The organism is Streptomyces sp. NK15101, from assembly GCF_020400725.1.
Classification (GTDB): Bacteria; Actinomycetota; Actinomycetes; order Streptomycetales; family Streptomycetaceae; genus Streptomyces.
In genome coordinates this window covers 11,368-24,746 of the sequence record NZ_JAINVG010000012.1, presented here as the reverse complement: position 1 = coordinate 24,746, position 13,379 = coordinate 11,368, and the positions used below count along the sequence as shown (strand labels likewise).

Annotated in this window: 11 protein-coding genes; 4 read left to right on the top strand and 7 right to left on the bottom strand. The window is 71.4% G+C overall.

Annotation, left to right across the window (positions count from 1 at the left end; genetic code table 11):
• The first annotated feature begins 57 nt into the window (after nucleotides 1–57).
• Both K7G60_RS09375 and K7G60_RS09370 read left to right on the top strand, forming a co-directional pair.
• A complete protein-coding gene (locus K7G60_RS09375) occupies nucleotides 58–795 on the top strand; it encodes a DUF3558 domain-containing protein (RefSeq protein WP_225800346.1) in 738 nt (245 codons plus the stop codon).
• 120 nt (nucleotides 796–915) lie between these two features.
• Nucleotides 916–2,199, top strand: coding sequence for a DUF2637 domain-containing protein (locus K7G60_RS09370; RefSeq protein WP_225800345.1), 1,284 nt, complete (start codon nucleotides 916–918; stop codon nucleotides 2,197–2,199).
• A 99-nt stretch (nucleotides 2,200–2,298) separates the two neighbouring features.
• Here the strand turns inward: K7G60_RS09370 and lysS are convergent, their stop codons facing one another.
• The gene (gene lysS / locus K7G60_RS09365) at nucleotides 2,299–4,020 is read right to left on the bottom strand and encodes a lysine--tRNA ligase (protein ID WP_225800344.1); all 1,722 of its coding nucleotides are present in this window, start codon (nucleotides 4,018–4,020) and stop codon (nucleotides 2,299–2,301) included.
• A 199-nt stretch (nucleotides 4,021–4,219) separates the two neighbouring features.
• Here lysS and argS point away from each other — a divergent pair, with 199 nt between their 5' ends.
• Nucleotides 4,220–5,989, top strand: coding sequence for an arginine--tRNA ligase (argS, locus tag K7G60_RS09360; protein ID WP_225800343.1), 1,770 nt, complete (start codon nucleotides 4,220–4,222; stop codon nucleotides 5,987–5,989).
• Between the two features lie 52 nt (nucleotides 5,990–6,041).
• On the opposite strand, the gene K7G60_RS09355 is transcribed toward argS, so the two are convergent.
• A complete protein-coding gene (locus tag K7G60_RS09355) occupies nucleotides 6,042–6,311 on the bottom strand; it encodes a DUF1876 domain-containing protein (RefSeq protein ID WP_225800449.1) in 270 nt (89 codons plus the stop codon).
• A gap of 110 nt (nucleotides 6,312–6,421) precedes the next feature.
• On the opposite strand from K7G60_RS09355, the gene K7G60_RS09350 reads away from it, so the two are divergent.
• Nucleotides 6,422–7,282, top strand: a complete 861-nt coding sequence (locus K7G60_RS09350) for a DUF4253 domain-containing protein (protein WP_225800342.1) — start codon at nucleotides 6,422–6,424, stop codon at nucleotides 7,280–7,282.
• Between the two features lie 7 nt (nucleotides 7,283–7,289).
• Here K7G60_RS09350 and hemB read toward each other — a convergent pair whose 3' ends face one another.
• From hemB to K7G60_RS09325, 5 genes are all read right to left on the bottom strand, one after another.
• Entirely contained in the window at nucleotides 7,290–8,294 is a 1,005-nt protein-coding gene (hemB, locus tag K7G60_RS09345; RefSeq protein WP_225800341.1) for a porphobilinogen synthase, read from the bottom strand.
• Between the two features lie 248 nt (nucleotides 8,295–8,542).
• Nucleotides 8,543–10,213 (bottom strand): uroporphyrinogen-III synthase, encoded by a 1,671-nt coding sequence (locus tag K7G60_RS09340; protein WP_225800340.1) that lies wholly within the window; start codon nucleotides 10,211–10,213, stop codon nucleotides 8,543–8,545.
• Nucleotides 10,210–11,196: a hydroxymethylbilane synthase gene (gene hemC / locus K7G60_RS09335; RefSeq protein WP_225800339.1), complete on the bottom strand. Its 987-nt coding sequence runs from the start codon at nucleotides 11,194–11,196 to the stop codon at nucleotides 10,210–10,212. Before hemC ends, K7G60_RS09340 begins: the two co-directional genes overlap by 4 nt.
• Nucleotides 11,193–12,548 (bottom strand): glutamyl-tRNA reductase, encoded by a 1,356-nt coding sequence (locus K7G60_RS09330; protein ID WP_225800338.1) that lies wholly within the window; start codon nucleotides 12,546–12,548, stop codon nucleotides 11,193–11,195. Before K7G60_RS09330 ends, hemC begins: the two co-directional genes overlap by 4 nt.
• The gene (locus K7G60_RS09325) at nucleotides 12,545–13,351 is read right to left on the bottom strand and encodes a redox-sensing transcriptional repressor Rex (RefSeq protein ID WP_225800337.1); all 807 of its coding nucleotides are present in this window, start codon (nucleotides 13,349–13,351) and stop codon (nucleotides 12,545–12,547) included. The genes K7G60_RS09330 and K7G60_RS09325 overlap by 4 nt, the downstream gene beginning before the upstream one ends.
• Nucleotides 13,352–13,379 lie beyond the last annotated feature (28 nt).

Below are 13,379 nucleotides of genomic sequence, written 5' to 3'. Positions count from 1 at the left end.
CCTGGCTGCGGCCGGTGGGCCGTCGGCCGGACCGTACGACAAGTGACTGAAGGAACCATGCAGCGATCAGCTCCGCGAACGCGACTCACCCGCATACTCGCCTGCGCCGCCGTCCCGGTGATGCTCGTCGCCGCGGGGTGCTCCTCGGACTCCGACGACTCCGGCAAGGCGCAGGGGCAGGGTGGGACGACCGTGTCGGCGTCCGCGACTCCGTCGCCCTCGCAGACGACGAAGGCGGTCGAGCCGGCGAGGTTCGCGAAGCTGCCGGAGGTCTGCAAGGCGATCTCCGCGAAGACGACGGCGTCCTTGGTGCCCAAGGCGAAGACGAAGAACGGCACGCCGGCCGTCTCCAGTGACCTGGCCAGTCGTGGTGGCTGTTCGTGGAACGGGCTGGAGGACAAGGGGGTGAAGGGCTCGCAGTACCGCTGGCTGGACGTGTCCTTCTACCGGTACGAGTCCGATGCCTCGCTGGGCAGTGGTCAGGAGCGGGCGCAGGAGAACCTCGCGAAGGAGCTCGCGAAGGTCGAGGCGACGCCGGGTGCGAAGAACCTGCGGACGGTCGTGGCGACGGGCATCGGGGACGAGGCGAAGACGGTGACGTACCGGCTGCGCAAGACGGACGAGGACTTCGTGTACACGTCGGTCGTGGCGCGTACGGGCAATGTGCTGGTCCTGCTGTCGTACAACGGTGCGGGTTACGCGGGTGCGGACACCCCGTCGGAGAAGACGATCACGAGTGGTGCGGTGAAGGCGGTCAAGGAGGCCGTCGCGGCGGTCGCGGCAGCCAACAAGTAGTCACAAACCAGCGCAGAGTGCCGTGTGAGTGCGGAGCCCGTCCCTCCCCCGGGGGCCGGGCTTCGCTCACATGTGCCACTCTGTGCGCGCGGGATGTCGAAATGACGGGAGGGGTCGCGGGTGGCCGCGATGCAGCTGACACGCACACACCGAATACTCATCGGCCTCGTCATCGGCGGTGCGCTGATCATCGCGGGGATCGGTTTCGCGGGTTCGTACGCCGCTGTGCGCGAGCTCGCCCTGCAGAAGGGCTTCGGCACCTTCTCGTACTTCTTCCCGATCGGCATCGACGCGGGCATCTGTGTGCTGCTCGCTCTGGATCTGCTGCTGACCTGGTTGCGGATCCCCTTCCCGTTGCTGCGTCAGACCGCGTGGGTGCTGACGGCGGCGACGATCGCGTTCAACGGTGCGGCCGCCTGGCCTGATCCGCTGGGTGTGGGCATGCACGCGGTGATCCCGGTGCTGTTCGTGGTGGCCGTGGAGGCGGCGCGGCACGCGGTGGGCCGGATCGCGGACATCACGGCCGACAAGCACATGGAGGGCGTGCGGATCACCCGTTGGTTGCTGTCGCCGGTGCCGACGTTCCGGTTGTGGCGTCGGATGAAGCTGTGGGAGCTGCGCTCGTACGAGCAGGTCATCAAGCTGGAGCAGGAGCGGCTGATCTATCAGGCCCGGTTGCAGGCGCGTTTCGGGCGGGGTTGGCGGCGCAAGGCTCCGGTGGAGGCGTTGATGCCGCTGCGGCTGGCCCGGTACGGGGTGCCGTTGGCGGAGACGGCTCCGGCGGGGCTCGCCGCGGCCGGCATCGAGCCGGCGGTGCTGCCTCCGGGGTCTCCTCAGCCGGTGCCGGTGTCGGCGCAGGCGCAGGCGGTGGCGCTCGCGCAGCCTCAGCAGCCGGTGGCGCTGGGGGCTGCGGTTCCGGCGCAGGCCCAGGGCCCGGAGGACCAGGTGCCGGGGCCGGCGCAGGTGCCGGGTCAGGCGCAGGTGCCGGGTGGGCCGGTGAATCACGAGAGTCCGTGGTTCGATGCCCCGCAGGTCTCTCCCGAGGCGTACGAGGGCACGTACAACCCGCAGATCGTGGAGGGGCTCGAGCCCATGCCGGTCCCGGTGCCGCAGGGGCCGGAGGACGTGCCCCCGCCGGGTCCGGAGGAGTTCGTGCCGTATCCCGAGTACGTCGAGGAGCCGCAGCCTCCGGTGAACGATTTCGAGGAGGACGTCTTCAAGATCATGTGGACGTACGTCCAGGACCACGACCAGTTCCCGGCGGATGCGGAGCTGGCGCAGCTGGTGGCGGCGCACTACGGCCTCCAGGAGTTCCCCGCCTCGGACATGGACCTGCTGTACCAGCTGATCCCGGGGGTTCAGAAGCGGGTCGCGGAGGGCATGGCGGAGCACGACACGCCCTGACCACGCCTTGTACGCGGAGGGGCCGCCACCGGGAGGATCCGGGTGGCGGCCCTTTCGCGTGCGTCAGGTCGCGCGCTCAGGTCGCGCGTCCGCGTTCGCTCACGCGCCGAGCAGCTTGCGCACCCGCTCCGCGCCCACCGCGAGCAGCAGCGTGGGCAGGCGCGGGCCGGTCTCGCGGCTGACGAGGAGCTTGTAGAGCAGGGCGAAGAAGGCGCGCTGGGCGAGCTTCAGTTCCGGGGTCGGCTTGGCTTCGGGGTCGAGGCCGGCCATGACCTTCGGGACGCCGTAGACGAGGGTGGTGAGTCCGTCGAGCGACCAGTGGGTGTCGAGGCCCTCCAGGAGGAGGCGGAGCGATTCGCGGCCCTCGTCGTCCAGGGAGCCGAGGAGCTCGGTGTCGGGCTCTTCGCGGACGACGGTGCGCTGGTCGGCCGGGACCTGGTTGGTGATCCAGTTCTCGGCGCGGTCGAGGCGCGGGCGGACCTCGTCGAGGGAGGTGACCGGGTTCTCGGGGTCGAGTTCGGTGAGGATCCGCAGGGTCTGCTCGTCGTGGCCCGCGGTGATGTCCATGACGGAGGCGAGGGTGCGGTACGGGAGCGGGCGCGGGGTGCGCGGCAGCTCGCCGGCGGCCGTGCGGGTGGCGCGGGAGTGGGCGGCGGCGTCGGCGGGCAGGACGGAGCCGTCGGCGACCTTGGCCTCCAGCTTGTCCCACTCGTCGTAGAGCCGCTGGATCTCCTGGTCGAAGGCGATCTTGAAGGACTGGTTGGGCCTGCGGCGGGCGTAGAGCCAGCGCAGGATCTGGGGCTCCATGATCTTCAGGGCGTCGGCCGCGGTGGGCACGCCGCCCTTGGAGGAGGACATCTTGGCCATGCCGCTGATGCCGACGAAGGCGTACATGGGGCCGATGGGCTGGACGCCGTCGAAGATGCGGACGATCTGGCCGCCGACCTGGAAGGAGGAGCCGGGCGAGGAGTGGTCGACGCCGGAGGGCTCGAAGATGACGCCCTCGTAGGCCCAGCGCATGGGCCAGTCGACCTTCCAGACCAGCTTGCCGCGGTTGAACTCGCTGAGCTTGACGGTCTCGGAGAAGCCGCAGCTGGTGCAGGTGTAGGCGAGCTCGGTGGTGTCGTCGTCGTAGGACGTGACGGTGGTGAGGTCCTTCTCGCACTGTCCGCAGTAGGGCTTGTACGGGAAGTAGCCGGAGGCGCCGCCGGAGCCGTCGTCCTCGGCGGCGGCGCCGGAGCCCTCCTCGGCTTCCAGCTCGGCCTCGTCGACGGGCTTCTGGGACTGCTTCTTCGGGGCCTTCTTCGTCCGGTACTGGTCGAGGATGGCGTCGATGTCGCCGCGGTGCTTCATCGCGTGCAGGATCTGCTCGCGGTACGCGCCGGCGGTGTACTGCTCGGTCTGGCTGATCGGGTCGTACTCGACGCCCAGCTCGGCGAGGGACTCGACCATGGCGGCCTTGAAGTGCTCGGCCCAGTTGGGGTGGGGCGAGCCGGCGGGGGCCGGGACGGAGGTCAGCGGCTTGCCGATGTGCTCGGCCCAGGAGGCGTCGATGCCCTCGATGCCGCCCGGCACCTTGCGGTAGCGGTCGTAGTCGTCCCAGGAGATGAGGTGCCGGACCTCGTACCCGCGGCGGCGGATCTCGTCGGCGACCAGGTGCGGGGTCATGACCTCGCGGAGGTTGCCGAGGTGGATCGGGCCGGACGGGGAGAGGCCGGAGGCGACGACGACCGGTTTGCCAGGCGCACGTCGCTCCGACTCGGCGATGACCTCGTCCGCGAAACGGGAGACCCAGTCGGTCTCGGTGCTGCTCTGAGCCACGGTCGTACGTCCTTCTTTCTTGAAGCGTCAAAGCCTTACAGCTCTACGTCTGTCATTGTCCCAGACGGAACGACGCGCTCCGAAGTTGTCCACAGGGGGAGAAAACACGTTGCTCTCCCATGGGACACTTGACAAGCGAAATAGACCACCGGACTCCTCTGGACCCCTCCACTGGACTCCTCCGACGGAACGGAAGCTCATGGCCTCGGTCCCTTCCCTCGCTTCGACCGTGCAGCAGCGCCTCGCGGACGGCCTCTCGGCGGCTCTGCCGGACGCCGCGTCCGCCGACCCGCTGCTGCGACGAAGCGACCGGGCCGACTTCCAGGCCAACGGCATCCTGGCGCTGGCCAAGCAGCTCAAGGGCAATCCGCGTGAGCTGGCGACGAAGGTCGTCGAGGCGATCCCGGCGAACGACGTCCTGAAGGAGATCGAGGTCTCGGGCCCCGGCTTCCTGAACATCACGGTGACGGACGCGGCGATCGTCGACACCCTCGCGGCCCGTGCGGCGGACGCGCGTCTCGGCGTGCCGTTCAACGAGTCGGCGGGCACGACGGTCATCGACTACGCCCAGCCGAACGTGGCCAAGGAGATGCACGTCGGCCACCTGCGGTCGGCCGTGATCGGCGCGGCGATGGTCGAGATCCTGGAGTTCACCGGCGAGACGGTGGTCCGGCGCCACCACATCGGCGACTGGGGCACCCAGTTCGGCATGCTCATCCAGTACCTGATCGAGCACCCGCACGAGCTGGACCACTCGTCGGAGGCGGAGGTCTCCGGCGAGGAGGCCATGTCGAACCTGAACCGGCTGTACAAGGCCTCGCGGGCCCTGTTCGACTCGGACGAGGAGTTCAAGACGCGGGCGCGTGCCCGGGTCGTGGACCTCCAGGCCGGCGACGAGGAGACCCTGGCCCTCTGGCAGCGGTTCGTCGACGAGTCGAAGATCTACTTCTACTCGGTCTTCGACAAGCTGGACATGGACATCCGGGACGGGGACGTCGTCGGCGAGTCCGGGTACAACGACATGCTGGTGGAGACCTGCCGCATCCTGGAGGAGTCGGGCGTCGCGGTCCGCTCCGAGGGCGCGCTGTGCGTGTTCTTCGACGACGTGAAGGGCCCGGACGGCAATCCGACGCCGCTGATCGTGCAGAAGTCCGACGGCGGCTTCGGCTACGCGGCGACGGACCTGTCGGCGATCCGGGACCGGGTGCAGAACCTGAAGGCGACCTCCCTGCTGTACGTGGTGGACGCCCGTCAGTCGCTGCACTTCAAGATGGTCTTCGAGACGGCCCGCCGGGCCGGCTGGCTGAACGACGAGGTGAAGGCCGTCCAGCTGGCCTTCGGCACGGTCCTGGGCAAGGACGGCAAGCCGTTCAAGACCCGTGAGGGCGAGACGGTGCGGCTGGTGGACCTGCTGGACGAGGCGGTGGACCGGGCGACGGCGGTCGTCCGCGAGAAGGCCGAGAAGGTGGGCCTGACCGAGACGGAGATCGTCGAGAACGGCCAGTTCGTCGGCATCGGCGCGGTGAAGTACGCGGACCTGTCGACGTCCGCGGCGCGGGACTACAAGTTCGACCTGGACCAGATGGTGTCGCTGAACGGCGACACGTCGGTGTACCTGCAGTACGCGTACGCCCGTATCAGGTCGATCTTCGGCAAGGCCGGTGACCGTACCCCCGTCGCCCACCCGGAGCTGGAGCTCGCTCCGGCCGAGCGTGCGCTCGGCCTGCACCTGGACCAGTTCGCCGAGACGGTGTCCGAGGCGGCCGCGGAGTACGCGCCGCACAAGCTCACCGCCTACCTGTACCAGCTCGCCTCGCTGTACACGACGTTCTACGACCAGTGCCCGGTCATCAAGCCGGAGCCGGCGAAGGAGGTCGCGGAGAACCGCCTCTTCCTCTGTGACCTGACGGCCCGCACGCTGCACCAGGGCATGGCCCTGCTGGGCATCCGGACGCCCGAGCGCCTCTGACACGTCCGGAACGAAGCCCCCGGTGCGGAACGCCGTACCGGGGGCTTCGTCGTCAACGGATGGTGTGCGAGGTCCGGCCGGACACCTCGTCGATCTCCTTGTGGGCCTTCTGGAGGAGCTGTGAGGCGAGGTCCATGAGGGCGCGGGCGCCGGCGATCTCCTCGCCCACCCGCAGCTGTTCCGGATCGGACGGGTGCCGGTTCGCGGTGCCGTGGGCCCGGAACTCGGTGCCGTCGCCGAGCCGGACCATGGCCGCGGCCCGTGTCCGGTCGCCTTCCTCCTGGAACTCCATCTCCACATGCCATCCGACAAGCGTGTGCATCATGAGGACCACCTCCACCGAGGTACCTGTCGGCTACCACTCCAGGGTGCGCCGCCCGGTGCCGCCCCACCACTCGCCCCGTTGTCAGTGGCTGCCCCTAGCTTCTGATCATGGCGATGATCCCGAACCAGCTGCCCAGGCTCGTGTCCGATCCGACCGGACGTTCCCTCGGCCTCGACCTGCCGCCCGGTGCCCTGACGGGCCCGGCGGACGCTCCGTACCTCTGGTCGGGGCACGGCGCGGCGGGACCCGCCGCCTGGGCGGCGCTGCGCCCGGCGGCGCGGACGGCGGGGCTGCTGCCGGTGCTGCTGGGCGGTGAGTGGGGCCTGGACAGGTGGGGGCTGGAGCCGGGGCGGATGAGCGACCCGGCGGACCATGACGCGGACGGGGTCCTCGCGGAGTTCTGGGGCCACTACGCGGCCGACGAGATACCGGAGGAGGAGCGGGACCCCGCGGTGGCCGCCTCCGTGGAGGAGCTGTTCGGCGAGCAGCCCGGGTACGAGGGGGTCGTGGCTCCGTTCGCCGCGGGCTGGCCGGGCCTGGCTCCGGCCCGGCCCCTGACCACGGACCCCGACCGGGCGGCGGCCACCGTCGCGGAGATGCTGACGGAGCCGGGCTTCTGGCTGGACGACGCCCGCCCGGCGCTGGTCCCGGCTCGGCGGAGCGCCGACATACCGGCGGTCATCGGCTGGAGCGGGCCGCTGAACCACGAGAACGACGTGGCCCGTCTGTGCGCGGTGCTGCGCTCCTGGGAGGACCGTTTCGGCGCCCGTGTCGTCGCGCTCACCTTCGACCAGCTGGTGGTCTCGGTGGCCGCCCCGCCCCGGACCGTGGAGGAGGCCGAGGCGGTGGCGGCGGAGCACTTCGCGTTCTGCCCGGACAACATCACGCAGGGGAACCATGACGGCCTGCGCGAGTACGCCCGGGAGGCGCTGGTGGACGCCCCGGTGTGGAGCTTCTGGTGGGACTAGGTCCCGGCTATCGGCGTCCGGCGGACAGGTTCCGGGCGGCCTCGGTGGCCCAGTAGGTGAGGATCATCCGGGCGCCGGCGCGGCGGATGCCGGTGAGGGTCTCCATGATCGCCTTGTCGCGGTCGATCCAGCCCTTCTCGGCGGCGGCCTCGACCATCGCGTACTCGCCGCTGATCTGGTAGGCGGCGACGGGCACGTCGACCGCGTCGGCGACCTTGGCGAGCACGTCGAGGTAGGGGCCGGCCGGCTTGACCATGACCATGTCGGCGCCCTCCTCCAGGTCGAGGGCGAGCTCGCGCATCGACTCGCGGAGGTTGGCGGGGTCCTGCTGGTAGGTCTTGCGGTCGCCCTTGAGGGAGGAGCCGACGGCCTCGCGGAAGGGCCCGTAGAAGGCGGACGAGTACTTGGCCGTATAGGCCAGGATCGCCACGTCCTCCTTGCCGATGGTGTCCAGGGCGTCGCGGACGACCCCGACCTGGCCGTCCATCATCCCGGAGGGGCCGACGACGTGGACGCCGGCGTCGGCCTGGACCTGGGCCATCTCGGCGTAACGTTCCAGCGTGGCGTCGTTGTCGACCCGTCCCCGGGCGTCCAGGACGCCGCAGTGGCCGTGGTCGGTGAACTCGTCCAGGCACAGGTCCGACATGATGACCAGGTCGTCGCCGACCTCGGCCTTCACGTCCCGGATGGCGACCTGCAGGATCCCGTCGGGGTCCGTGCCGGCCGTCCCGGCGCCGTCCTTCTTCGCGTCCTCGGGCACGCCGAAGAGCATGATGCCGGAGACCCCGGCCTCCAGCGCCTCCACGGCGGCCTTGCGCAGGGTGTCCCGGGTGTGCTGCACGACCCCGGGCATGGCCTGGATCGGCACGGGCTCGGTGATCCCCTCGCGCACGAACGCGGGCAGGATCAGGTCGGCGGGATGCAGCCGCGTCTCGGCCACCATCCGGCGCATGACGGGCGTCGTCCGCAGCCGCCGCGGGCGCGCCCCGGGAAAGGATCCGTACGAGTTCATGAATCCGAGGCTACGCCCGCGCGCGCCGTGCCCTTACCGACGCGTTGTGGGCATACGCCCACCCCCGTCGTGGGCAGTCGTTCCGCTGGGGCAAGGGGGTCCCCCCTGCTCGAGCGGGACGACTGCCCACACGGAGGTGCGGGGGGCACCGCCCAGCAGGGCGCGGCCACACGGCAAGTGGCGGGCGTACCGACCCGGAAACGCTCAGGGTGCGGGTCCGGAAGCCGGACCCGCACCCCACAACCCCGTTACGTCGTGCGACGCCGCCGCGCCCCCGGTCGCCGCTCGCTCGGCCGTGTCACCGGATCCCCCGCCTCCAGCGCGGACTCCCGGCGCCGCAGGCCGAAGTCCGCGAGGGCCTCGGCGAGCTTGTGGACGGACGGCTCGGGCGAGAGCACGTCGACCCGGAGCCCGTGCTCCTCGGCGGTCTTGGCCGTGGCGGGCCCGATGCACGCGATCACGGTCACGTTGTGCGGCTTGCCGGCGATGCCGACGAGGTTCCGCACGGTCGAGGACGACGTGAAGAGCACGGCGTCGAAGCCGCCGCCCTTGATCGCCTCCCGCGTGTCCGCCGGCGGCGGCGAGGCCCGGACGGTCCGGTAGGCGGTGACGTCGTCGACCTCCCACCCGAGTTCGATCAGGCCCGCGACCAGCGTCTCGGTCGCGATGTCGGCGCGCGGCAGGAAGACGCGGTCGATCGGGTCGAAGACGGGGTCGTACGGCGGCCAGTCCTCCAGCAGCCCGGCCGCGGACTGCTCGCCGCTCGGCACGAGGTCCGGCTTCACGCCGAAGTCCACCAGGGCCGCCGCGGTCTGCTCGCCCACCGCCGCGACCTTGATGCCGGCGAAGGCGCGGGCGTCGAGCCCGTACTCCTCGAACTTCTCCCGCACGGCCTTGACGGCGTTCACGGAGGTGAAGGCGATCCACTCGTACCGGCCGGTGACGAGTCCCTTGACCGCCCGCTCCATCTGCTGCGGGGTGCGCGGCGGCTCGACGGCGATGGTCGGCACCTCGTGCGGCACGGCGCCGTACGAACGCAGCTGGTCGGAGAGCGACGCGGCCTGCTCCTTGGTGCGCGGCACGAGGACCCGCCACCCGAAGAGCGGCTTCGACTCGAACCACGACAGCTGGTCCCGCTGCGCCGGGGCGCTGCGCTCGCCGACCACGGCTATGACGGGCCGGTGTCCCTCGGGGGAGGGGAGGACCTTGCCCTGCTTGAAGACCTGGGCGATCGTCCCGAGGGTGGCGTTCCAGGTCCGCTGGCGGGTGGTGGTGCCGGCGATGGTGACGGTGAGCGGGGTGTCCGGCTTACGGCCTGCCGCCACCAGCTCGCCGGCCGCCGCGGCGACCGAGTCCAGGGACGTGGAGACGACGACGGTCCCGTCGGAGGCGCCGACCTCGGCCCAGCACCGCTCGTCGGCGGTCCGGGCGTCGACGAAGCGCACGTCGGTGCCCTGTGCGTCGCGCAGCGGCACACCGGCGTAGGCGGGCACGCCGACGGCCGTGGCGACGCCGGGGACGACCTCGAAGGGGATGCCCTCGGCGGCGCAGGCGAGCATCTCGGCGCCCGCGTTCCCGTCGAGTCCGGGGTCGCCGGTCACCGCACGGACGACCCGCCTGCCGCCCCGCGCGGCCTCCATGACAAGATTGGCGGCATCCCTCAACACGGGGACACCGGCGGTTGTTGACGTCTCGTCAATGACCGTCAGCTCAGGCGTGCTCACCCCCACGCGCGCATGGCCGCGAACGACCTCGAGCACCTCCGGCTCGGCGATCAGGACATCCGCTCCGGCGAGGGCCTCCACGGCCCTGAGGGTCAGGAGACCGGGGTCGCCGGGTCCTGCGCCGAGGAATGTGACGTGCCCGTGGCCCGCGAGGGCCGGGGACAGCGGGCTGGTGGTCGGGCTGGTGGGGTTCAAAGTGCTCGCTCCCCCATAAGACCGGCCGCACCCTTGGCGAGCATCTCGTCCGCGAGTTCGCGTCCGAGCGCCAGGGCCTCGTCGTGCGAGGTGGGTACGGGTCCGGTGGTGGACAGCTGCACCAGCGTCGAGCCGTCGGTGGTGCCGACGACGCCGCGCAGGCGCATTTCGGTGACAACCTGCCCGTGACCGGGGTCGTCGGCCAGCAGGTCGGCCAGCGCACCCACGGGTGCGGAGCAGCCGGCCTCCAGGGCGGCGAGCAGGGATCGCTCGGCGGTCACGGCGGCCCGCGTGTGCGGGTCGTCGAGCGGCGCGAGCGCGGCGACGAGTTCGGTGTTCGACGCCAGGCATTCGACGGCCAGGGCCCCCTGGCCGGGGGCGGGCAGGACGGTGTCGACGGCCAGCGGCTCGGCGGAGAGGCCGTCGAGGAGTTCGTCGGTCCCGCCGATGCGGTTGAGTCCGGCGGCGGCCAGGACGACCGCGTCGAGCTCGCCCTTGCGGACGTAGCCGACGCGGGTGTCGACGTTGCCGCGGATGGGGACGCAGGTGATGTCCAGGCCGTGGCCCCGCGCGTGGGCGTGGAGCTGTGCCATCCGCCGCGGGGAGCCGGTGCCGACCCGGGCGCCCCGGGGCAGCCGGTCCAGCGTGAGGCCCTCGCGGGCGATCAGTACGTCGCGCGGGTCCTCGCGGCGGGGGATCGCGGCCAGCACCAGGTCGGGGTGCTGGGCGGTCGGCAGGTCCTTCAGGGAGTGCACGGCGAAGTCCACCTCGCCGGCGAGCAGCGCGTCGCGCAGGGCGGCGACGAAGACGCCGGTGCCGCCGATCTGCGCGAGGTGCTCCCGGGAGGTGTCCCCGTACGTCGTGATCTCCACGAGCTCGACGGGCCGGCCGGTCAGCTGCCGGACGGCGTCGGCCACGTGCCCGGACTGGGCCATGGCGAGCTTGCTGCGCCTGGTCCCGAGCCTCAGTGCCCTCTCGGTCATACTCGCCCTCGGTTCTTGACGTCGGCGTCATTCAGGTCGGCCCGGCTGACAGAAGCCACCGTCTCCGGGTCGAGGTCGAAGAGTGTCCGCAGCGCGTCCGCGTACCCGGCGCCGCCGGGCTCGCTGGCCAGCTGCTTGACCCGCACGGTCGGCGCGTGCAGGAGCTTGTCGACGACGCGGCGCACGGTCTGGGTGATCTCGGCGCGCTGCTTGTCGTCGAGGCCGGGGAGGCGGCCTTCCAGGCGGGCGACCTCGCTGGCCACCACGTCGGCGGCCATGGTGCGCAGGGCGACCACGGTCGGGGTGATGTGGGCGGCGCGCTGGGCGGCGCCGAAGGCGGCGACCTCGTCGGAGACGATGCCGCGCACCTGGTCGACGTCGGCGGCCATGGGCGCGTCGGCGGAGGCCTCGGCGAGCGACTCGATGTCGACGAGCCGGACGCCGGGGACCCGGTGGGCGGCGGCGTCGATGTCGCGGGGCATGGCGAGGTCGAGCAGGAAGAGCGGGGCCGTGCGTGTCCGCGCGGCGGCCTCGACGGCCTCGCCGGTGAGGACGAGGCCGGTGGCGCCGGTGCAGGAGACGACGATGTCGGCACGTGTCAGTTCGTCGCCGACGGCAACCATCTCGACCGCGTGTGCGGCGACTCCCGTGCCGCCGGGCTCGGTCAGGATCTGCGCGAGCCGCTCGGCGCGGGCCAGGGTGCGGTTGGCGATGACGATCTCGGAGACGCCGGAGCGCGCGAGCGTGGCGGCGGCGAGCGAGGACATCGACCCGGCGCCGATGACGAGGGCCTTCTTGCCCTTGGCCCAGGTCTCGACCTCCGTGTCCTGGGCGAGCTGCTCCAGGCCGAAGGTGACGAGCGACTGTCCGGCGCGATCGATCCCGGTCTCGCTGTGGGCGCGCTTGCCGACCCTCAGGGCCTGCTGGAACAGGTCGTTGAGGAGCCGGCCCGCGGTGTGGAGGTCCTGGCCGAGGGCGAGGGTGTCCTTGATCTGGCCGAGGATCTGGCCCTCGCCGACGACCATGGAGTCGAGGCCGCAGGCCACCGAGAAGAGGTGGTGGACGGCCCGGTCCTCGTAGTGCACATAGAGATAAGGAGTGAGCTCGTCCAGGCCGACGCCGCTGTGCTGCGCGAGGAGCGTGGACAGCTCGGCGACACCGGCGTGGAACTTGTCCACGTCGGCGTAGAGCTCGATGCGGTTGCAGGTGGCCAGGACGGTGGCCTCGGCGGCCGGTTCGGCGGCGAGGGTGTCCTGGAGCAGCTTGGCCTGGGTGTCCGCCGACAGCGAGGCCCGCTCCAGGATGGAGACGGGGGCGCTGCGGTGGCTCAGTCCGACGACGAGGAGGCTCATGCCGGCATCACCGCGGGGACGTCCCCGTCGGGTCCCTTGTGGCCGGTGTCGCCCGCGGCGCCGCGGGGGGCCGGCGGCACGACGGCCGTGGCGGCCTCGGGCTCGGCGCCCGTGTCGGGGCCCTCCTCGGTGCTCGTCTCCTCGCCGGCCTTGCGCTGCTCGTGGAAGGCGAGGATCTGCAGCTCGATGGAGAGGTCGACCTTGCGGACGTCCACGCCGTCGGGCACGGAGAGCACGGTGGGGGCGAAGTTCAGGATGGAGGTGACTCCGGCGGCCACGAGCCGGTCGCAGACCTGCTGGGCGACGCCGGCCGGGGTCGCGATGACGCCGATGGAGACGCCGTCCTCGCTGATGATCTTCTCGAGGTCGTCGCTGTGCTGGACGGGGATCCCGGCGACCGGCTTGCCGGTCATGGCGGGGTCGGCGTCGATGAGCGCGGCGACGCGGAAGCCGCGGGAGGCGAAGCCGCCGTAGCCGGCGAGGGCGGCGCCGAGGTTGCCGATGCCGACGATCACGACGGGCCAGTCCTGGGTCAGGCCGAGCTCGCGGGAGATCTGGTAGACGAGGTACTCGACGTCGTAGCCGACACCGCGGGTGCCGTACGAGCCGAGGTAGCTGAAGTCCTTGCGCAGCTTCGCGGAGTTGACCCCCGCCGCCGCCGCGAGCTCCTCGGAGGAGACCGTGGGTACGGAGCGCTCCGAGAGCGCGGTCAGTGCGCGCAGATACAGCGGAAGCCGGGCGACGGTGGCCTCGGGAATTCCTCGGCTACGGGTCGCCGGTCGGTGAGTTCGGCCAGTTGCCACGGTGCTCCTGCGGGATGAGCGGGGCTGC